This window comes from Thiomonas arsenitoxydans (assembly GCF_000253115.1).
Classification (GTDB): domain Bacteria; phylum Pseudomonadota; class Gammaproteobacteria; order Burkholderiales; family Burkholderiaceae_C; genus Thiomonas; species Thiomonas arsenitoxydans.
Genome location: NC_014145.1, coordinates 1,043,420 through 1,063,035 on the forward strand (window position 1 = coordinate 1,043,420; position 19,616 = coordinate 1,063,035).

At 64.9% G+C, this 19,616-nt stretch carries 19 protein-coding genes; 3 read left to right on the forward strand and 16 right to left on the reverse strand.

The features are described from left to right. The first annotated feature begins 134 nt into the window (after window positions 1–134). On the forward strand, window positions 135–1,490 hold the full coding sequence (locus THI_RS04760) for a sensor domain-containing diguanylate cyclase (RefSeq protein ID WP_141130517.1): 1,356 nt from the start codon (window positions 135–137) through the stop codon (window positions 1,488–1,490). 35 nt (window positions 1,491–1,525) lie between these two features. Here THI_RS04760 and THI_RS04765 read toward each other — a convergent pair whose 3' ends face one another. The 5 genes from THI_RS04765 to ptsP all read right to left on the reverse strand — a co-directional run bounded on the left by THI_RS04765 (window position 1,526) and on the right by ptsP (window position 8,061). Beyond that, window positions 1,526–1,852, reverse strand: a complete 327-nt coding sequence (locus tag THI_RS04765) for an AzlD domain-containing protein (RefSeq protein ID WP_013105102.1) — start codon at window positions 1,850–1,852, stop codon at window positions 1,526–1,528. A 13-nt stretch (window positions 1,853–1,865) separates the two neighbouring features. Continuing rightward, window positions 1,866–2,618 carry an AzlC family ABC transporter permease gene (locus THI_RS04770; RefSeq protein WP_013105103.1) on the reverse strand — a complete coding sequence of 251 codons (753 nt, stop codon included), beginning with the start codon at window positions 2,616–2,618 and terminating at the stop codon, window positions 1,866–1,868. 114 nt (window positions 2,619–2,732) lie between these two features. Continuing rightward, window positions 2,733–4,583, reverse strand: coding sequence for an O-antigen ligase family protein (locus THI_RS04775; protein ID WP_013105104.1), 1,851 nt, complete (start codon window positions 4,581–4,583; stop codon window positions 2,733–2,735). Window positions 4,584–4,670: 87 nt separating this feature from the next. Then, window positions 4,671–6,233, reverse strand: a complete 1,563-nt coding sequence (locus THI_RS04780; RefSeq protein ID WP_141130518.1) for a M48 family metalloprotease — start codon at window positions 6,231–6,233, stop codon at window positions 4,671–4,673. 76 nt (window positions 6,234–6,309) lie between these two features. Then, window positions 6,310–8,061 carry a phosphoenolpyruvate--protein phosphotransferase gene (gene ptsP / locus THI_RS04785; protein WP_013105106.1) on the reverse strand — a complete coding sequence of 584 codons (1,752 nt, stop codon included), beginning with the start codon at window positions 8,059–8,061 and terminating at the stop codon, window positions 6,310–6,312. 164 nt (window positions 8,062–8,225) lie between these two features. On the opposite strand from ptsP, the gene THI_RS04790 reads away from it, so the two are divergent. Continuing rightward, on the forward strand, window positions 8,226–8,630 hold the full coding sequence (locus tag THI_RS04790; protein WP_141130519.1) for a hypothetical protein: 405 nt from the start codon (window positions 8,226–8,228) through the stop codon (window positions 8,628–8,630). Window positions 8,631–8,700: 70 nt separating this feature from the next. Then, window positions 8,701–9,189 (forward strand): GNAT family N-acetyltransferase, encoded by a 489-nt coding sequence (locus tag THI_RS04795; protein ID WP_013105108.1) that lies wholly within the window; start codon window positions 8,701–8,703, stop codon window positions 9,187–9,189. Window positions 9,190–9,193: 4 nt separating this feature from the next. On the opposite strand, the gene THI_RS04800 is transcribed toward THI_RS04795, so the two are convergent. From THI_RS04800 to THI_RS04850, 11 genes are all read right to left on the reverse strand, one after another. Continuing rightward, a complete protein-coding gene (locus THI_RS04800; RefSeq protein ID WP_013105109.1) occupies window positions 9,194–11,278 on the reverse strand; it encodes a TRAP transporter permease in 2,085 nt (694 codons plus the stop codon). Between the two features lie 100 nt (window positions 11,279–11,378). Next, window positions 11,379–12,359: a TAXI family TRAP transporter solute-binding subunit gene (locus THI_RS04805; RefSeq protein WP_013105110.1), complete on the reverse strand. Its 981-nt coding sequence runs from the start codon at window positions 12,357–12,359 to the stop codon at window positions 11,379–11,381. 79 nt (window positions 12,360–12,438) lie between these two features. Beyond that, window positions 12,439–13,203, reverse strand: coding sequence for an amino acid ABC transporter ATP-binding protein (locus THI_RS04810; RefSeq protein ID WP_013105111.1), 765 nt, complete (start codon window positions 13,201–13,203; stop codon window positions 12,439–12,441). Beyond that, a complete protein-coding gene (locus THI_RS04815) occupies window positions 13,200–14,090 on the reverse strand; it encodes an amino acid ABC transporter permease (RefSeq protein WP_231836392.1) in 891 nt (296 codons plus the stop codon). Before THI_RS04815 ends, THI_RS04810 begins: the two co-directional genes overlap by 4 nt. A 57-nt stretch (window positions 14,091–14,147) precedes the next feature. Then, window positions 14,148–14,942 (reverse strand): ABC transporter substrate-binding protein, encoded by a 795-nt coding sequence (locus THI_RS04820; protein ID WP_231836394.1) that lies wholly within the window; start codon window positions 14,940–14,942, stop codon window positions 14,148–14,150. Window positions 14,943–15,171: 229 nt separating this feature from the next. Next, complete coding sequence (locus tag THI_RS04825; RefSeq protein WP_013105114.1) at window positions 15,172–16,038, reverse strand: ABC transporter substrate-binding protein; 867 nt, start codon at window positions 16,036–16,038, stop codon at window positions 15,172–15,174. Window positions 16,039–16,281: 243 nt separating this feature from the next. Next, window positions 16,282–17,367: a sensor histidine kinase gene (locus THI_RS04830; RefSeq protein WP_013105115.1), complete on the reverse strand. Its 1,086-nt coding sequence runs from the start codon at window positions 17,365–17,367 to the stop codon at window positions 16,282–16,284. Window positions 17,368–17,369: 2 nt separating this feature from the next. Next, window positions 17,370–18,116 (reverse strand): response regulator, encoded by a 747-nt coding sequence (locus THI_RS04835; protein WP_013105116.1) that lies wholly within the window; start codon window positions 18,114–18,116, stop codon window positions 17,370–17,372. 83 nt (window positions 18,117–18,199) lie between these two features. After that, a complete protein-coding gene (locus THI_RS04840; RefSeq protein WP_041608907.1) occupies window positions 18,200–18,772 on the reverse strand; it encodes a Spy/CpxP family protein refolding chaperone in 573 nt (190 codons plus the stop codon). A gap of 108 nt (window positions 18,773–18,880) precedes the next feature. Next, window positions 18,881–19,150, reverse strand: coding sequence for an HPr family phosphocarrier protein (locus tag THI_RS04845; protein WP_013105118.1), 270 nt, complete (start codon window positions 19,148–19,150; stop codon window positions 18,881–18,883). Then, entirely contained in the window at window positions 19,119–19,580 is a 462-nt protein-coding gene (locus THI_RS04850; protein ID WP_013105119.1) for a PTS sugar transporter subunit IIA, read from the reverse strand. The genes THI_RS04845 and THI_RS04850 overlap by 32 nt, the downstream gene beginning before the upstream one ends. Window positions 19,581–19,616 lie beyond the last annotated feature (36 nt).

Below are 19,616 nucleotides of genomic sequence, written 5' to 3' on the forward strand. Positions count from 1 at the left end.
AACCGGGGTGTAGTGTAGAGCGTGCTCTTGACGACTTCGCGCCAGCCGTCAGAATCTCGTCAGCCTAGTTGACCCGGCTCACCCGGCTCACCCGGCGTACTCTGAAAATCTCGACACCTCACATGTCTTCCTCCATGAGCGACCCCTTTCAGCCCGAGCCCAACCCGGCCCCGATGCCCGAGGTAGAGCTTTTGCCCGGACTGGCCGCCGTGCCGGAAGTTAGAAGTCTGCTCGAAGCGGTCGATCTGCCCATAGGCCGCTGGGACGCCGACGGGCGGCTGACCTTTTTCAATCCGCCCTATGTGAGCTGGGCGCGGCGAAATCCTGACCAACTGCGCGGCAGAACGCTCAAAGAGCTTTACGGCGATGAGGCCTGGGCTGCGGCGCAGCCCGCGTTCGAGCGGGGTTTTGCGGGCCAGCAGGCCGATTACCTGCGCCTGCTTCGGCATCTTGATCCGCCACGCTGGGCGCGCATCCAGGTGTTTCCCGAGCGGGGCATGGGCGGGCGTATCGAGGCCATTTACACCATTGCGCACGATGTGCACGACGACGTCACCGCCGCGATGGCGCTCAAACGCTCGAACTGGCTGCTCGAACAGGCGCTGGACAATCTGCCCTGGGGCGTGATCGAGAGCAACGCCGAACTCATCGTCACGCGGTGGTCGCGTTCGGCCGAGGCCATTCTGGGCTACTCCGAGGCCGAACGCCTGGGCACGCATCGCCTGGCCATGGGGGTGCCCGAGGAGGAGCGCGCGCGCACCCTGGCGGTCTATGAGCGCTTGCTGCGCGGAGAGATCGACAACTGGGTAGAACAGGCGCAATACATTCGCAAGGACCGGCGGCGGATCTGGGTGGAATGGACGTTGTCGGCGCTGCGCGACGAGGAAGGGCGCGTGGTTTCGCTGCTGACCTTCGTGCGCGACATCACCCACCAGATCGACACCCACGCCCGGCTGCTGCACCGCGCCGAACGCGACGCGCTGACAGGGGTGCTCACCCGCCGCGCCATCATGGAGCGTCTCGATACCGCGCTGGCGCGACGCACCCGCGACGACATGCTCGCTCTGTGCTTCATCGATCTCGACGGCTTCAAGCAGATCAACGACCGCCTCGGGCATGTGCGCGGCGACCGTTTGCTGGTGCAGGTGGCGCACGCCATGCAGGACGTGCTGCGGCGCGACGACGCCATAGGCCGCATCGGTGGCGATGAATTCGTTGCGCTTAGCGCCGTGGCCGATCTGTCGGCCGCGCAGTCGCTCGCGGCCAAGCTCGTCGAGGTCTGCGCGGCGGCGGGCTACGACCTGCTCTCAGGCATGCGGGTGACGGCCAGTATCGGTGTGGCGGCCGCTCCCACGCATGCGCGCAGCAGCTTCGAGTTGCTGCAACGTGCCGATGACGCCATGTATGTGGCAAAACAGCAGGGTAAAAATCGCTGGAACCTGTGTCACCGACACATCGGTGGAGCCGACCTTGCACCGCATCACCCGTAATACGACGCGCAAGCAAACCTTGCCCGCCGTTGTTCTCAAGCCCAGGTGTGGCTGATCCAGCTCAAAGCCCAATAGGCGACCATGCCGCTGAGTATGGTGCCCAGAATGCCCCGGCGTGCGAAAAAATAGCCCGCCGCAATGACGGCGGCGCCCAGTTTCACCCAGGGCGGCCCGAGCGGGGTAAGTAAAAACAACTCGGGCGCCACCACGGCGGCCAGCGCTGCTGCCGGGGCGAAGCGCAGGGCGATCTTGACGCGCGCGGGCAAGGGCATGGCTTTGCGCGAGAGCAAAAACAGATTGCGGCTCAGCACCGTCACGGCCGTCATGCCGACCACGAGGGCGATCTGCTGGAACAAGGTCATGGCCGCTCGATTCTCAAGGTTTGGTGCCGTCGAGCACAGCGCTCGCGGTGAGCTGGCGGCTGCTCCAGGCTTCCCACGCCATGCCCACGATCAGCGCACCGACGATGGCTGCCACCAGATTGAGCCGTAGCGGCAGCCAGAACAGCAGCGCACTCAAGGCCGAGGCGACGATGATCACCCCGGCTATCGTGCGGTCGGCCAGCAGCGAGAGCACGATGCCCAGCAGCGCCAACGTGCCGGCAAACGCCAGCCCCCAACTGCCGGGAATGTGCTGTGCCATTGCAATGCCGAGCAGTGAGGGAATCTGCCAGGCGACCCAGTTGGTCAGCGACACGCCGAGAAAGTATTGCGTCTGCTGCGGATCGTGGGTGGGGTGGGGGTGGCGCCGGATCATCAGCACCTGGTTCAGGTCGCCGATCAGGTAGCCGTAGGCCAGACGGCGCCACCGCGGTACTTGCTCGAAGTAGGGGCGCATTTGCGCGCTGAAGACGACAAAACGCAGATTGACGCAAAACGCGGTGCCCAGAATCAGCCAGAGCGGCGCTCCGGCTGCGATTAGCGGCAGCGCGGCGAGCTGGGCGCTGCCCGCAAACACGAACAGGCTGATGGCCAGCGCTAGTTGCACGCTGAGCCCCGACTTCACCATGGCGACGCCCGTTACCAATCCCCAGGCGGCGATGCCTAGAGACACGGCGCGCATATCGCGCACCCCCTCCCGAAAGGCGGGTTGGGTCAACATCGACTGTACGCGGGCGAAGGAAGGCATGGGAAATCGTCAGAGTAAGTATCTATTTTGCGCCGCATCAAAAGACCTCGACAAGCGGCGCGATGATCGTTGTGACAAATCCTGCACACCTCCCGCGTGCAGCGGGAGGTGAGTTCAGTGATTGACCGGTACGACAACCCGTCGCAGCACGGGGGCTTGCTTCAAGGCTTCGAGCAAGGGCGCGGTTTGCGCTGCAGACAGACCGGCCTGCGCGGCCTGTGCAGGGAACTGCTTGACCAGTCCGGGGGCATACAGCCAGAACGAACTGGCGGTGTAGCGCGCCAGCGCCAGCGCCTGCTGCGCGTGGCCGAGGCGGCTGAGCAACAGAATGCGCCGGATCAGCAGATTGGGATCGCCGTAGGCATGGCTGACGCGGTCGATCTCGGCCTGCTCGCGCAGCAGCTCGGCGTGAGAGTCGGCGGCGCGCACCTGAAGGCTGCTGGCCACGGCAAAGCCGATCAGCGGCCGGAAGAACAGATCGCTGCGCTGAGCCTGCCGGATGGCCGCACCGGCTGCCACGCGATCTGCGGAGTACGCCGTGTTGGTGAGGTTGTAGTCGTAGCCCGCCTTGGCGACCAGTGCAACGGCCAGTGCGCCCACGGCCAGTGCCGCAGGGCGGGGCAGCGTCAGCGCCACTGGGGCGGCTTCGCCGCGGCCGAACCCGTCCATCCAGCCTGCAAGAAAAGCAAACACCCAGAGGAAATAGAGATACCACAGGGGATATTCGACCAAGCTGTGCAGGCCCAGAAACGCCACGCCCATCCAGGCGGCGAGGGCGATGGGCGAGGCGTCGTTCGGTGCGGCGCGGCCCTGTTGCATCCAGCCCCGTGCCGAGCGCCACAGCCAGGCCAGGGCGACGATCACAATCGGCAGGGTGCCTACCAGCCCGGTTTCCGCCAGCAGTTGCAGAATGAGATCATGGGCGTTGTCGATATTGTCCAGCGGCAGTGGGTGCAGGGCATGATGAATGGCCGCGTGTTGCAGCCCCCAGCCCAATTGCCCCCAGCCCGCGCCGAACCAGGGCAGATGCTCGAACACCTGCCACGCGTTGCGCCAGATCAGCGCGCGGGCATTGACGGGCTGGTCGAGCTGGCGCGTCACGGCATCGAGAAAGCTGATCCAGCCGAGGTGATCGGCTTCGCGCAACGCCAACCACCACAGCGCATACAGCACCGGCACCGCCACCAGCGCCGCCCAGCGTGGGTCGCGCCAGGCTCCGCGCACCGCGATCATCACCAGAATGGCGGCGACGACCGCCTGCACCATGCCCGTGCGCGAGCCGCAGACCACCAGCGCCCAGCTCATGCCGATGACGGCGGCCCAGACCACGCTCACGCGCAATCGCGGCGCCCACCAGGCCAGCCCGGCCAGGCCGAGCGCGACGGCGGTGGCGTAATGATTTGGTTGCCGCAGATTGCCGAACACCCGCCCGGTCGAGGGGTAGCTGATGAGGTCGGCGTACAGCGGTGCATGCGCCGCCAGCCAGGAGGCCAGCGACGGCATCTGCCAGAGGGCGAACTGCACCAGTCCGAACACCACCTGAATCACCCCTTGCAGCAGCAGTCCGGCCGCGGCCACGTCGAGCCAGGGGTGTGGGTCCATACCCGCGCCCGGGCGGCTGGTGCGCCGCACGGCGGCGTTGCCCAGCCCGGCGATCAGCGCCGCGCTCAACAACACCGCCAAGGTGATGGCGCCCTGGCTGGCGTAGGCGAGCTGCCCGCTGAGCGTCTGCAGGCCGACCACGGCAGCGGCCACGCCAAAGCCGAGCGCCGCCAGGCCGAAGCGCGGCCTCAGGCCGCTCCAGGCTGCGGCGAGAAACACGGCGGCCCAGAGCGCGGCGGCAACCAGCGTGGTGCCCATCTTGGCCACCACACCCGGATCGAAAGGCCAGATCAGCGGCAGCGACATGGCCAGCCCCAGCAGGCCAAGGGCAAGCGATTGCGATAGCGGGAATCGGTCAGACACGGAGGTCGGGGCAGGGGATGTCGGTGAAGGCGCAGCCATGCGTGGCATTATCCTTGCGCGGCAGATTCGATTGCTCCGGCGCAGCGTTCACTGCGGCAGCGTCTTGTCGATCTGCACCTGCTGCGCGTGCGCTTGTTCGAGCGCGCGCAGACGGGCGTTGATGATCGACGCCTCGAAGTAATCCGCCCCCGGCGTGCGCTGCGCAATGTGCAGTTGTTCGATGGCCGCTTCGGTTTTTCCTTCCAGGGCGTAAGCCTCGGCCGTGGCGCGATGTTGCGCCGCAAAGGCGCCCAGGGCGGCCTCGGCGCGGGCCTGGTCTTGCCACAGCACGATGTCTTGTGGATGCGCCACGGTCTGCTGGCGCAAAAACTCGCGCGCCGATTTTTTATCGGGCAAAGCCAGCAGGCAGCGCGCCAACAGATGCCGGGCGGCGGTGGACTGCGGAAACTGGCGGCAAAGCGCACGCGCTGCATCGGCGGCCTGCGCGGGTTGATGCTCCAGCAGCAATTCGGTCTGCAGCAGATCGAGGGGCAGACGCTCGGCGGCCGGGGCGTTGGCGGCCGCAGCTTGCGCCCGCGCGAGCGCCGCCGCGGCGGCGTCGAACCGGCCCAGCCTTTGCAGCAACACGGCCTGACCGTAGGCGATGGCGGCCTGCTGGGCGGGGAAGGCGGCTTTGTCGGCGCTGAAACGCTTTTCCTCGTGCTGCATGGCGTCGCGCTTGGTTGGGGTGAGCGCGCGGGCGCGGGCGTGCATGAGCCAGAACATCAGATCGTGGTCGGGTGGCAGGGGATGGTTGCCGCCGCGTGCCTGGGCGTCGGCGATGCGCTCGCTGGTCAGCGGGTGCGTTTGCAGGAAGGCCAGCACATCGGAGTCGTCGAGCCGGGAGAGGTTTTGCAGCCGTAGCAGCATGCTGGCCATGGCCTGCGGTGGATAGCCCGATTCCGCCAGCACCTCTTCGCCGGTGCGGTCGGCGTCGCGCTCGTTGCTGCGCGAAAAACGCAGAGCTCTGTCGATGGCTGCGGCCTGCCCGCCCATCGCCAGACCTTGCGCAGCCTGGTCCTGCCCCGCGCTCGCGGCGGCGACGGCCAGCAGCAGCGAGCCGATGCTCAGCAGCCTGTCACGGCCCATCTGCGCCAGCCGCTGGGCGATGTGTCGCTGGGTAATGTGCGACATTTCATGGGCGAACACGGCCGCCACTTGATCGTGCGATTGCGCGTCGATGATCAGCCCGGTGTGCACCCCGATCCAGCCACCGGGCAGGGCAAAGGCGTTGAAGCTGCGGTCGCGCAGCAGAAACACGCGAAAGTGCGCGGGCGCCTCCATCTCGGCGGTGCGCCGGGCAGCGGGCGTGAGGCGGTCGACGATGACCTGGAGGTAGTCGCGCAGCAGGCTGTCGTGCAGGTAGTCGGGCTCCTGCCGCATTTCTCGCATGATGATTTCGCCCAGACGTTTTTCCTGTACCGAAGACAGGCTGCCCTGCGCGGGGTCGCCCAAGGTCGGCAGGCTGCTGGCGTAGCCGGGGGCGCGGGTGTCAGCGCCTTGCGCCCAGACCGGCGCGCCAGATAGCGCGGCGCCGAGCAGGCAGACGGTGGCTTGCTGGCTGATGTGGCGCAGGCGGCGTAGGCGGAAATGAGGCGAGGCGAAGCGCACGGATCGGTCGGAGAGAAGGGCGTCAGGAGGTCTGCAGGTGAAGACTGGCCCTGGCTCGACAGGTTCCCGCAAGTCTTTAGCCCAACGCCGCGAGCGCCGCCTGCAGTTCTTCGGGCTCGAAGCTCGACAGCACGGTCTGTACCAGCGGCGTGAGTTTGTCGGGGTCGGCGCGCAGCACTTCTTGCTTGACCGCGAGGATCTGCGACGGATGCATGGAAAAACTGCGCAGGCCCATGCCCAGCAGCAGGCGGGTCATGCTCGGGTCGCCGGCCATTTCGCCGCACACGCTCACTTCCACCGGCCGGCCCTTCCAGGCGGCCGCAGCACGGGTCTGGGTGATGATCTGCGCCAGCAGGTTGAGCACTGCGGGATGCAGCGGGTCGTAGAGGTTGGAGACGCTCTCATCCGCGCGGTCGATGGCCAGGGTGTATTGCACCAGGTCGTTGGTGCCGACCGAGAGAAAATCGAAATGCCGCAGGAACAAGGGTAGCGCCAACGCGGCGCCCGGCACTTCGATCATCGCGCCCAGTTCCACCGGGCCGTATGAAACGCCCTTGGCATCGAGTTCGGCGCGGGCCTTGTTGAGTTCGGCAAGGGTCTGGCGGATTTCGCTGGCGTGCGCCACCATGGGGATGAGCACCTTCAGCGGCCCGAGCACGGCGGCGCGCAGCAAGGCGCGCAACTGCATGCGGAACATCGCCGGGTCGGACAGGCTGTAGCGAATGGCGCGCAGCCCCAGCGCCGGGTTGAGGTGGGTGAACTCGCCGTCGCGATAGTCTTCGGCGTCGAGCGGTTTGTCCGAGCCGATATCGATGGTGCGGATGGTGACGGGCTTGCCCTGCATGGCCTGCATCACGCGGCTGTACGCGGCGTACTGCTCGTCTTCGCCGGGCAGATGGTCGCCACGATTCATGAACAGGAATTCCGTGCGGAACAGGCCTACCCCCATCGCACCGGCTTCAAGCGCGGGCGCGCAGTCTTCGGGCTGCTCGATATTGGCGAGCAACTCCACCGGCTCGGCGTTGAGAGTACGCGCCGGGGTGAATTTCAGGCGCTTGAGCCGTTCGCGGGCGAGCTGCGATTCCTGCTGGCGAAGGCGGTAGTCTTCGAGGATGACGGGTGACGGATCGACGATGAGCAGCCCGCTGTCGCCGTCGATGATGACCAGATCGTCCTGGCGGATCAGGCTGCCGGCCGAGCGCGCGCCCACCACGGCGGGAATATCCAGACTGCGAGCGACGATGGCCGTATGCGAAGTCTTGCCGCCCACATCGGTGACGAAGCCGCGGAATACCCCGGTCTTGAACTGCAGCATGTCGGCCGGGGCGATGTCGTGGGCGATGAGCACCAGATCGCCATTGCCGCTGGCCGAGCGGGCCAGCCCCGCGCTGCCGCGAAGGGCGCGCAGCACGCGTTCGACCACCTGCTCGACGTCGGCGATGCGCTCGCGCAGATAGGTGTCGTCCATTTCCTCGAAATTGCGCGAAATGACGTCGAGCTGGGCGGTGAGCGCCCACTCGGCGTTGTAGCGGCGCTGGCGTATCCAGGTGATGGTGTCGAGCGCCATCTGCCGATCATCGAGCAGCATTTTGTGCACATCGATGAAGGCGGCCATTTCGGCTGGGGCATCAGCGGGCAGATCGGCCTTGAGGGTGTCGAGTTCGGCGCGCACGGCACGGCGCGCGGCGCGCAGGCGCTCAATTTCCGCCTCTTCCGTGCCGGGGTCGACGAAGTAATGCGCCACGTCCAGCCGGGCCGAAGCGAGGATGACGGCACGCCCAATGGCCATGCCGCGAGAAACCGGAATTCCGAACAGTTGAAGAGCCATGCGGCGATGGTAACGGCGGCGCGGCGGCGCAAAACACCCTGCGCCACGCAATACCAGACGGGCCAGCATGGAGATGCGCGGCTCATTAAGCTTCGCAAAGCACTTTTGCGCCGCAGAGCGCGCGGTGTTTTCCCTGATCAATGCCCTTTTCCCTGGAGTTCACCATGCACAAACTTGCACTCTCCCTGGCCCTGCTCGGCTTTGCTGCCGCACCGGCCCTTGCCTCCACCATGCCGCACGAACTGAAGATCGAGCTTGCCGCCCAGAACAATTCCGGTGAAACCGGCTACGCCCTGATCAAGCCCATGGGCAAGGGCATCGAAGTCACCGTCCATATCAAGGGCGGGCCCAAAGGCGTGGCGCAGCCCGACCATATCCACCCCGGCACCTGCGCCAACCTCAACCCGGTTCCCAAGTATCCGCTGGAAAACGTGGTGGACGGCAAGTCGGTCACCAAGCTGCCGTCCGTGAGCATGGACGATCTGTTCAAGGAGCCCATGGCCATCAACGTGCATGAAAGCGCGCAGGACATGAAGAAATACGTGGCTTGCGGCGACATCAAAAAATAAGCTGAACCGGCCTCGCGCTACCATTTCTGCCAACACGGGGCGTCTCGAAGGCGCCCCGTTTTCATTGGAGATGTGCAGCGTGATCACCCTTGTCGATGTCGATTTGTCCCTTCCTGAGCATGCCCACGCGCTGCTGGAACTCATTTCCCGCTACGCCCGCGATCCGATGGGCGGCGGCGAAGACCTCGCTCCCGAGGTCAAGGCCGTGCTGGTGCAGCGACTGCGCGAACGCGCCGATTATTTTGGCGTCCTCGCGTTCGACGGCGCCACACCCGTTGCGCTCATCAACTGCTTCGAGGGCTTTTCCACCTTCATGGCTCGGCCCCTGATGAACGTGCATGACGTGTACGTCGAGCCCGACTACCGCGGCCAGGGTCTGTCCCGCCGCCTGCTGCAGCGGGTGGAAGACGTGGCGCGTCTTCGGGGCTGCGGAAAGCTCACGCTGGAAGTGCTCGACGGCAACGCGTCAGCCATTGCGAGTTATCGCCGTTTCGGTTTCGAGACCTATGCGCTCGACCCGGCCTTTGGCCGGGCCCAGTTCTGGCAGAAAAAGCTTTGATCTTTCAGCTCGCCGCCTGTGCGGCCAGTCCGCGTGCGCGCAGGCTATGCCAGAGCAGCACGATGGCCGCCAAGGCGAACCCGGCCTCGTCGGTCATCGGCAGCGCAGTGATCAGCAAGGCGGCGGCGCAGAACGCCAGCAGGCGTTCAAGTACCGACATCGGTCCGCGCAGATAACCCACGGCCACCGCGCCCCACAGCACAATGGCCAAAATGGCCTTGGCCGTCACATAGGCCACACCCAGCCAGGTCCAGTCGCCTTGCAGCATGAGCTGCGGGTCGTACACCGCCATATACGGCACAACGAAGCCCGCCAACGCGATCTGCGTGGCCTTGAAGCCAATGCGCATCGGCGAAGCCTTGGCCACAGAGGCTGCGGCGAACGCGGCCAGCGCCACGGGCGGCGTGAGGTCGGCCATGATGCCGAAATAGAACACGAACATGTGGCTGACGATGAGCGGCACGCCCAGCTTGAGCAGGGCGGGCGCGGCAATCGAACTGGTGATGATGTAGTTCGGGATAGTGGGAATGCCCATGCCCAAAACCAGACAGACCGCCATGGTGAGCAGCAGCGAGAGCAGCAGGCTGTGCGCGCCGATGTCCACGATGAACCCGGCAAAGCTCGTGGCCGCGCCGGTGAGGGTGAGCACACCGACGATCACGCCGACGATGGCGCAGGCGATGCCCACGGGCAGGGCTTGCCGGGCGCCGTCGATCAGGCTGTCGCGCAAAACGCGCAGCGTCTGACGTCCGCCCTTGACCACCAAGTTGATGGCGACCAGCGCCGCAATGACCCCCAACACCGGCAAGATGCCGAACTGCAGAAACGCCGCCGCGCCCAGACCGCAGGCAAACCAGAACACCATGCGGAACGCCGTATGCGAAATTCGCGCGGCGATGGCGGCGCCCAGCAGCAAAATGGCGGTGAGCGACAGCCCCATCATGCCGGCGAACATCGGGGTGAAGCCGTGGAACAGCATCCACACCAACGCGGCCAGCGGCAGGGCCAGATGCCAGTTTTCCTTCAGCGCCTTCCAGGAGTTGGGAATCTGGTCGGCAGGCAGGCCGAGCAATTTCTTGCGCCCCGCCTCCAGATGCACCATCCAGAACGCGGTGAGGTAGTAGAGCGCGGCCGGAATGATGGCGGCCTTGACGATGTCGGCATACGGCACATTGAGGGTTTCGGCCATGATGAAGGCCACCGCGCCCATGACTGGCGGCATGATCTGCCCGCCCATGCTGGCCGTAGCTTCCACCGCCCCGGCGAACACCGGCGAGTAGCCGAAGCGCTTCATCAGCGGAATGGTGAACTGGCCTACCGTGAGCACATTGGCCACGCCGGAGCCGGAGATGGTGCCCATCAATCCGGAAGAGATGACGGCCACCTTGGCCGGGCCGCCGCGCGCCTTGCCCACCAGCCCCAGCGCCAGGGCGTTGAACAGCCGGATCATGCCGGCATGTTCGAGAAACGCGCCGAACAGAATGAACAGAAAGATGTAGGTCGCCGACACCAGGGTGGGAATGCCGTAGATGCCCTCGGTGCCGAGATAGAGCTGACCGATGATCTGGTCGAGCCCGTAGCCGCGGTGGCTGATGGCATCAGGCAGGTACTGGCCGAACAGGCCGTAGAGCAAAAAGGCCGCGCATACCAGCGGCAGCGCCAAGCCCAGGCTGCGCCGGGCCGCCTCGAACAGCAACACCACCACCGCGGCGCCGACCCAGAGGTCTGACAGCGTCGGGTCGCCGCTGCGCTGAATCAGGTCGGCTTCGAAAAACCAGTGATACAGCCCGAGCCCGAAAGCGGCTGCGCCCAGCAACCAGTCGAACCACGGAATGCGGTGCATCCAGCTCCCGCGCTTGAGCGCCGGCACGACCCAGAACACCAGCAACATCAGAAAGCCCACATGCAGCGAGCGCATCACCAGGCTCGACAGCGGGTGGAAGGCGGCTACGACGAGCTGATAGGCCGAAAACGCCAGCGCCGCGGCCATGACGCTGCGCTGGGCAAGGCCGGATAAGCTGCGCTGGTGGCCGCTGTCGGCGTGCGGCTCGGAGGAGGTGTGGATCAGGTCGTCGGCGGTGGTGCTCATGGCTGGAATCCGAGGCGCGTGAAGGCCGCTCGTGGCGGCGCCACACGATGGATGAGACGGCCCATGCAGGCGGGCCGAGGCGAAAAAGCCTTGCTGGGGTTTACTTCAACACACCCGCTTCGCGGTAGTACTTGGCCGCGCCGGGGTGCAGCGGCACGGGCGAGTTCAGCGGCGCGTCCTTGAGGCTGATGCCTTTGGCCGCGGCATGCCCCGCCACGAGTTCGGGCAGGTGGGTGAACATCGCCTTGGTCATCTGATAGACCATCTCTTCGCTCAGCCCTTCGCGGGTGACGAGGAAGTTCTGGATGCGCGCCGTCGGCACCGCGGAGGTCTGGCCTTCATAAGTGTTTGCCGGAATGACCCCGCTTTGATAGGCCGGATCGCCCACCTTGGCGATGATGTCGGCAGGCACGGGAACCACCACGATTTTTTGAGACGCAGCCAGATCACGCAACGAAGACACGCCCAGCCCTGCCGATTGCAGCGTGGCGTCGAGCTGGCGGTTTTTCATCAGTTCCACCGACTCACCGAAAGGCAGGTATTCCACCTTGGAAAAATCTTTGTAGCTCAGCCCGGCAGCCTTGATCAAGGCGCGAGCGTTGAGTTCGGTGCCGCTCTTGGGTGCGCCCACCGAAATACTCTTGCCTTTCAGATCGGCCAAGGTTTTGATGCCCGAATCTTCGCGCGCCACGATCTGCACATAGTTGGAATAGATCGCCGCCAGGGTGCGCAGTTTTTTCAGCGGGACTTTGAACCCGGCGTCGGCCTCTCCTTTCCAGGCGTCCGACAGCGAATCGCCCAGCGAGAAACCCAGCTCGGCGCGGCCTGCTTCAAGCAGATTGAGGTTTTCCACCGAACCCTTGGTCGCCTGGACTGAACTCTTGGCCGCAGGTATAGCCTTGGTGTAGATCTGAGAGAGCGCAACGCCCAGCGGGTAGTACACGCCGCTGGTGCCGCCGGTGGCGATGGTGAGGTACTCGGCCGCAAACGCAGGGCGCAGGGCAAGAGGGGAGAGCAAAGCGGCGCCGCCAGCGAGCGCAAGAACGCGGCGGCGAGCGGGGGAGGTGGGGCTGCGAGTCATGATCGATCTCCGTGGCTGTGTTGTTACAAACGGAAACGATGCTAATGCCTCTGGGGCCAAATGCAATTGGGCAATGACCTCAGAGAATCTTGGACAGGAACTGCCGCGTGCGCTCGTGCTGCGGCGCGCCGAAAAACTGCTCCGGCGGCGCCGATTCGATGATTTTTCCCTGGTGCATCATCACCACGCGGTCGGCCACTTCGCGGGCAAAGCCCATTTCGTGGGTGACGACCACCATGGTCATGCCGTCGCGCGCGAGCGATTTCATGACGTCGAGCACTTCGCCGACCAGTTCGGGGTCGAGTGCGGAGGTCGGTTCGTCGAACAGCATGAGCTTGGGGCTCATGGCCAGCGCACGGGCGATGGCGACGCGCTGCTGCTGGCCGCCCGAGAGCTGGTTGGGATAGGCGCTGCCGCGATCGGCCAGCCCGACGCGGGCGAGCAGCTCGCGGGCACGCTCGGTGGCTTGCGCCTTGGGCATTTTGCGCACGAGCATGGGCGCTTCGATGATGTTCTCCAGCGCGGTCATGTGGCCGAACAGATTGAAGCGCTGAAACACCATGCCGACTTCGGCGCGGTGGCGGCAGATGTCGCGGTCGTGCAACTCGTGCAGCCGTTCGCCGATCTGGCGATAGCCGACCAACTCGCCATCGACCAGCAGACGGCCGGCATCGATTTTTTCCAGGTGGTTGATGCAGCGCAGAAAAGTGGATTTGCCCGAGCCCGATGCACCCAACAGGCAGACCACTTCGCCACGCGCGACCTCCATCGAAATGCCCTTGAGCACCTCGACGGAGCCGAAGCGTTTGTGCACGCCTTCGGCCTTGACCATGGGCTGGTTCATTGGGCACCCTCGTTGTTTGCTCCCCGTCCGAAGGCGAGCTGGCGCAGACGCTGCAATGGCGTGGGGGCCAGTTGACGGGTGGCGCTGCGGCCGAAATGGCGTTCGATGTAGAACTGCCCGATCGACAGCAACGTGGTCACGATCAGGTACCAGATGCTGGCCACCAGCAGCAGCGGAATGGTGCGGTAGTTCACGGAGTAGATGAGTTGCGCCGAATACAGCAAATCGCTCACGGCGATCACGCTGACCAGCGAGGTGGTCTTGAGCATCGAGATCGCCTCGTTGCCGGTGGGCGGCACGATGACCCGCATGGCTTGCGGCAGCACCACGCGTCGCATGATCTGCAACCGCGACATGCCCAGGGCGGCCCCGGCCTCGCTCTGGCCTTCGTCCACCGACAGAATGCCCGCGCGCACGATCTCGGCCATGTAAGCGCCTTCGTTGAGGCCTAGCGCCAGAATGGCGGCGACGAAGGGGGTGATCAGGTTGTTGGCATCGAAACTCCAGGAGCCAAAGCCGATATTGGGGTAGAGCGCGGTGATGTTGAACCAGAACAGAATCTGCACCAGCACCGGGGTACCGCGGAACAGCCAGATGTAGAACCAGCTCGCCTTCGAGACCATCGGGTTGTGCGAAAGGCGCATGACCGCCAGCAGCACGCCCAGCGCCACGCCGATGACCATCGAAATCACGGTGAGTTCGAGAGTGAGCAGCAAACCGTGCAGGATGCGCACAGAGAAGAAATATTCACCGACGACCGACCACTCGAAGCGCGGGTTGGTCGTCAATGAGTAGGCCGTGGCTAGGAGAAGCACAAAAACAGCGGCGGCGGCCACCCAGCGGCCGGGATGTCGGGCCGGGATGGCTTGAATGTCGTCAGGTCGCATGGAATGGAACCGATCAGGCGACCCGCTGTGGCGCGCGGTCACAGCGGGGGATTGAACTTACTGCACGGCAGGGTTGATTTCAGGCGTGGTGATCGCACCCTGCTCAGCGCCCCACTTTTTCAGGATTTTGGTGTACTCGCCATCGGCCATGACCGCCTTGACCGCCTGCAGCACCGGCTCGGCCAGGCCGCTGTTCTTGGGAATGACAATGCCGTAGGGCGCGGAGTTGTAGGGCACACCCGAAAGCTTGAACTTGCCGCGCGATTCCTTGACGATCCACGCCGCCACCGGAGAGTCGGCCATGCACACTTGCGCGCGGCCGCTGTCCATAGCCAGGCTGGCGGCGTTTTGGTCGGGATAGAACTGCACGTCCACGCCTTTCTTGCCCGCAGCCTTGCATTCCTGGTTCTGCTTGGTGGCGTCTTCGGATTGAATCGTGCCCTTGGTCACAGCCACGCTCAGTCCGCACAAATCTCCCAACGAGGCAACCGCGGGGCCACCCTTGGCCTTGACGTAAAAGGAGGTGCCAGCAGTGAAATAACTGACGAAGTCCATCACCTCCTCGCGCTTTTTGGTGATGGTGAAAGACGACATGCTCAAGTCATACCTGTCCGATTGCAGCCCAGGAATGATGGTGTCAAAACCAGCTTGGACAAACTTGGCCTTGACGCCCAGTTTTTTTGCAATGGCGTTGGCCAGATCGATGTCGAGGCCGATCATGGTCTTGCCGTCATTGGCGATGAACTCCATGGGCGCGTAGGCGGCATTGAAGGCAAAGGTCAATTCGCCTTGCTGCTTGTACTTGGCGGGCAGGGCGATCGTGGCCGCCGCAGCCGAAGAGGCCAGGGTCATGCCGATTGCGATTGCGCTAAGGGCGGCCAAGCCGCAGCGGAGAGAGGCGAAGCCTCGGAGAACGCGAATCATCATTCGATTCCTAAACTGATGGGGATAAGAGAGGAAGACCCAGGACGAGCAAGCGCCGATACGGTTGCAGCCCTGCCCCAGGTTGGCTTCTTTTGCCGCCCGGGCGCAGGGCACCAAGTCTTATCAGGTCGACTACATAGCTTGGCTGCGAGGGTGCTTACTGCACGGCCGGGTTGATGGCGGGGTCTTTGATGCCGCCCTGGGTGATGCCCCATTTGTGCAGGATCTTGGCGTATTCGCCGCTGGCGATCACTTCCTTGAGGGCTTGCAATACCGGCTCGGCCAGGCCGCTGTTCTTCGGAATCGCAATGCCATAGGGCGCGGAGTTGTAGGACTCGCCGGTCAGCTTGAACTGGCCGCGAGACTCCTCAACGATCCAGGCCGCCACCGGCGAGTCGGCCATGCCCACTTGTGCGCGGCCGCTGACGATGGCGAGGTTGGCGCCGTTCTGGTCGGGGAACACCGACACCGTCACGGCCTTCTTGCCGGCGGCCACGCATTCTTGGCTCTGCTTGGCGGCGTCTGCGGCCTGGGTCGTGCCTTTTTCCACGGCCACGGACATGCCGCACAGATCGGCCAGCCCATTGACCTTGGGGCCGCCCTTGCCCTTGACGTAGAACGAGGTGCCCGCCGTCATATAGCTGACGAAGTCGACGACTTCTTCACGCTTCTTGGTGATGGTGAAGGACGACATGCTCATGTCGTACTTGCCCGACTGCAGTGCCGGAATGATGCTGTCGAAACTGGCGTTGATGAAATCGGCCTTCACGCCGAGCTTCTTGGCGATGGCCTTGCCCAGATCGACGTCGGCGCCGACGACGGTCTTGCCGTCCTTGGCGATGAATTCCATCGGCGCATAGGTGGCGTCGGCAGCGATGGTCAGGTGGCCTTGTTCCTTGTATTTCTGCGGCAGGGCGATGGGGGTTGCAGATGCGCTGGCGCAGAAAACCGCGCACAGCGCCACGGAACCCGCCAGCGCGCCCAGACGGCGCGGCGATGCGAGCTTGCGAAGAGTGAACGTCATGATTTTTTCCTTAAGAGGTGTGAACTGCGATGTTTTGATGTTCGCCAGCGATGGCAGGCGGCCCAGGATGCTCTCGAAGCAGAACGAATAGCCCCTGTTTTGCTGCGACATTTCGCGTCCGGTCACGCATGGTATTAAAAAAACCGGAGCTTTCGGTCGCTCCAATGGGAGGTTCTGAAGGCAGGCACGGGCCAAGCAAGTATTGCGCCAGTCTTGCGCGCGGCGGCAACGGCGGCGCCGCGCTCAGGGCTTGCGTCCGAGCCAGATTTCGAAGCAGGTGCCGCCGCCAGCGCGGGGCAGGCAGCGGGCATCGCCACCATGCTGGCGGGCGATGCGGCGCACCAGGGCCAGGCCCAGCCCGGTGCCTTCGCCGCGCCCGGACAAGCGCTCGAAAGGCTCGAAAATGCGCTGCGCATCGGCCGGGGGAATGCCTGGCCCCTGGTCGCAGACGCGGATGATGCCGCCGCCCTGCACCGCGGTCAGGCTGACTTGCGGCGCGGCGCCCGGCGCGTGGCGCTGGGCGTTGTCGAGCAGGTTGCGCACGGCGCGGCGCAGCAGGCGTTCGTCGCCTTGCAGGGTGATCCAGTCGCCGTGCACTTCAACGTCGAAACGTGCGGCTTCTTCGGCCAGTAGGGCGAGCAGGTCCAGTTCTTCGAGTTGCAGGGTTTGTCCGGTCGCGGCATCGAGTCGGCTGGAGAGCAGGATGTCGTCGATCAGCGCATCGAGCTCGGCGAGATCGTGCTTGGCAGCCCGCGCGGCGACATCGCGCGCAGCGGCGGGCACGGGGGTGGACAGCGTTTCCAGGCTGAGACGCAGCCGCGTGAGCGGGGTGCGCAGTTCGTGCGAGGTGTAGGCCAGCAGCGATTTGTGGCTCTGCATCAGCGATTCAATTCGCCCGGCGGCGGTGTTGAAGCTCTGCGCGAGTTGCGCCACTTCGTCGCGGCCTTGCACGGGCACGCGCGCGCTCAGGTCGCCGCCGCCCCAGGCTCGCACGCCCTGCTGGAGATTTTCCAGCCGCCGGGTCAGCCGCCGCATGATGGGGTAAGTGACCAGGCTGAGCAGAATGGCGGTGACCACGGTGCCGAAGAAGGGCGACATCAGCAGATGCCGCCAGGGCGAGGGCGGGCCGATGCCGTGTTGCAGCATGAAGGCGCGGAAGACTTCGCGCCGGAACTGGGCCCGCTGCGGATCCATCTCGAACACCCAGTGAAACACCAGGGCGGAAACGAGCGCCTGCACCAGCAGCGCCAGAATCAGGGCGATCCACAGCCGCTTCCAGAGTTTGGCCTGCCTGGGCGCGTCGGGCGGCATGGGTGAAGCCGAGGCCATATTCAGATGCCGTCCTGCGATTTGGTGAACACATAACCCGCGCCGCGCAGGGTGAGAATGCGGCGGGGGTGGCGCGGATCGTCTTCGATCGCGGCGCGGATGCGGCTGATATGCACGTCGATGGAGCGGTCGAAGGCTTCGAGCGATTCCCCCTTGACGGCGCCCAGCAGGAACTCGCGCGTCAGCACCCGGCCCGGATGGCGCGCGAGCACTTGCAGCAGATCGAACTGGTAGGCCGTCATCGGCCGGTCTTCTCCATCGATGCGTGCCTGACGGGCGGCAGGGTCGATATCGAGTCGCCCGAAGCGCAGGATTTGTTCGGCCTGCGGATCGCGCGGAGACAGACTGCCCGCGCGGCGGCGGGTAATGGCGCGCAGCCGCGCCAGCAACTCGCGCGGCTCGAACGGTTTGGTGAGATAGTCGTCGGCGCCGATCTCCAGCCCGACCACGCGGTCGAACGGGTCGCCGCGCGCCGTCAGCATGAGCACGGGCAGATCGCTGTGCGTGCGCAGGCGGCGGCAGATGTCGAGGCCGTCACCGTCGGGCAGCATGAGGTCGAGTACGAGCGCGTCGAAACCCAGTGCGTCACCGCGCCGCGGGTTGAGTTCGCCCTCGGCCTGCGCGGCATTGGCCGCATGCGTCACCTGCCAGCCGGCGCTCTGCAGGAAGTCGCTGACCTGTTGGGCCAGCCGGAGGTCGTCTTCAACCAGCAGCAGCTGGCTAGGGGAGGTGCGGGTTTGCGGGGTCATGGGAAATCCCGTTGAGCAAAACAAAGTTTCAGTAAAAACAGACAGGCCGCGGCAAGCGGCCTGCGCCCCTCTGTGAAGAAACCTTATTGCATCATGCCAGGGCCCATGCCGTGGCCGTGACGATGTTCCATGCGATCCATGCGGTGCTCCATCATGGCGTAGAGCTTGGCGCGTTGCTCGGGGGTGAGGATTTGCGCCATTTCGTACTGCGTCTGTGTGCGGTTGCGCGAGAGCTGGTTGGCCAGGGCCATCTGCTTGTCGCGCAAAGCTTCCAGTGCACCGCGATCGATCTGCGGCGCGGCCAGCAGCTTCATGCGCTGCTGCATCAGACCGCGCATTTGCTCCATTTCCGGACGGGCTTTTTCCCAGGATTGTTTTTGCAGCGCGCGCATTTTTTCACTTTGCTCCGGGCTGACGCCAGCTTTGGAGAGCATGCGCTCCATGCCGCGTTCGCCATGTTTGCCGGGGCCACAATGGCCCATTTTTCCCCCCATGCCGCCGTGCTGCATGGGGGCATCGGGCGGCGGGGTTTGCGCGCTGGCCAGCGCGGCGTGGCTGGCCACGGCGACGACGACTGCGGCACTGACCATGCCCAGAGTGCGGCGCAGCCGCGACACCTTGGCGGACATAGAAGGAGAAGAGGTTTGAGGATTCATGGCGGTCCTTGAGAAGGAAGTGACGATGAATCCATTTTGCGAGGCGGCGATTGCCCGCAAGTCTCGCGGGGGTGAAGATATGTAAAGCTGCGAGGCCTTGCGCCGCGCTTACTCGCCTTCGCCAAACTTGTCGTCGAACAGCGCCTGCACTGCGTCGAGGGCGATATCGGCCTGATCGCCTTCGGCTTCGACCGTGACGGTGGAGCCGATGCCCGCCGCCAGCATCATCACCCCCATGATGCTTTTCGCGTTGACGCGACGCGCGCCCTTGGAAATGAAAATGTCGCAGGGAAACTGTCCCGCGAGCTTGGTGAGCTTGGCCGATGCGCGGGCGTGCAAACCCAGCTTATTGCTGACTTGAATGATGCGTTGCGGCATGAGAAGGACTGCGGAGGGACTGTTGTTGTGGGGCGTCTGCGGAAACCTGAACCACGCCCTGAACGGCGCCAGCCGTCGCGCGGGCGGCCAGACCGTCGAGCGACTCAGCCTGATAGCACACCGACCGCAGCAGCATGGGCAGGTTCACCCCGGCCACGATCTTGAGCTTGAGGTCGCCCGCCAGCTCGGACAGTCGCAGCGCGATATTGCTCGGCGTGGCGCCGAAAACGTCGACCAGCACCAGGGCGCTGCCATCTGCCGCGGCCTGGCGCAGCGCGGGCAGGGCGGCCTGCGCCGTGTCTTCGACCACGGCGTCGGGCGCCACGTCGAAAGCCAGCAACTTTTGCGGACATCCGGCGTACACATGGCTGGCGCATTCTTTCAAGGCGCTGGCGAGCGGGGCGTGGGCAATGATGAATAGACCGGGCATACGAACCTTACCGGCGAGTGAACCTGCTTTGCATGA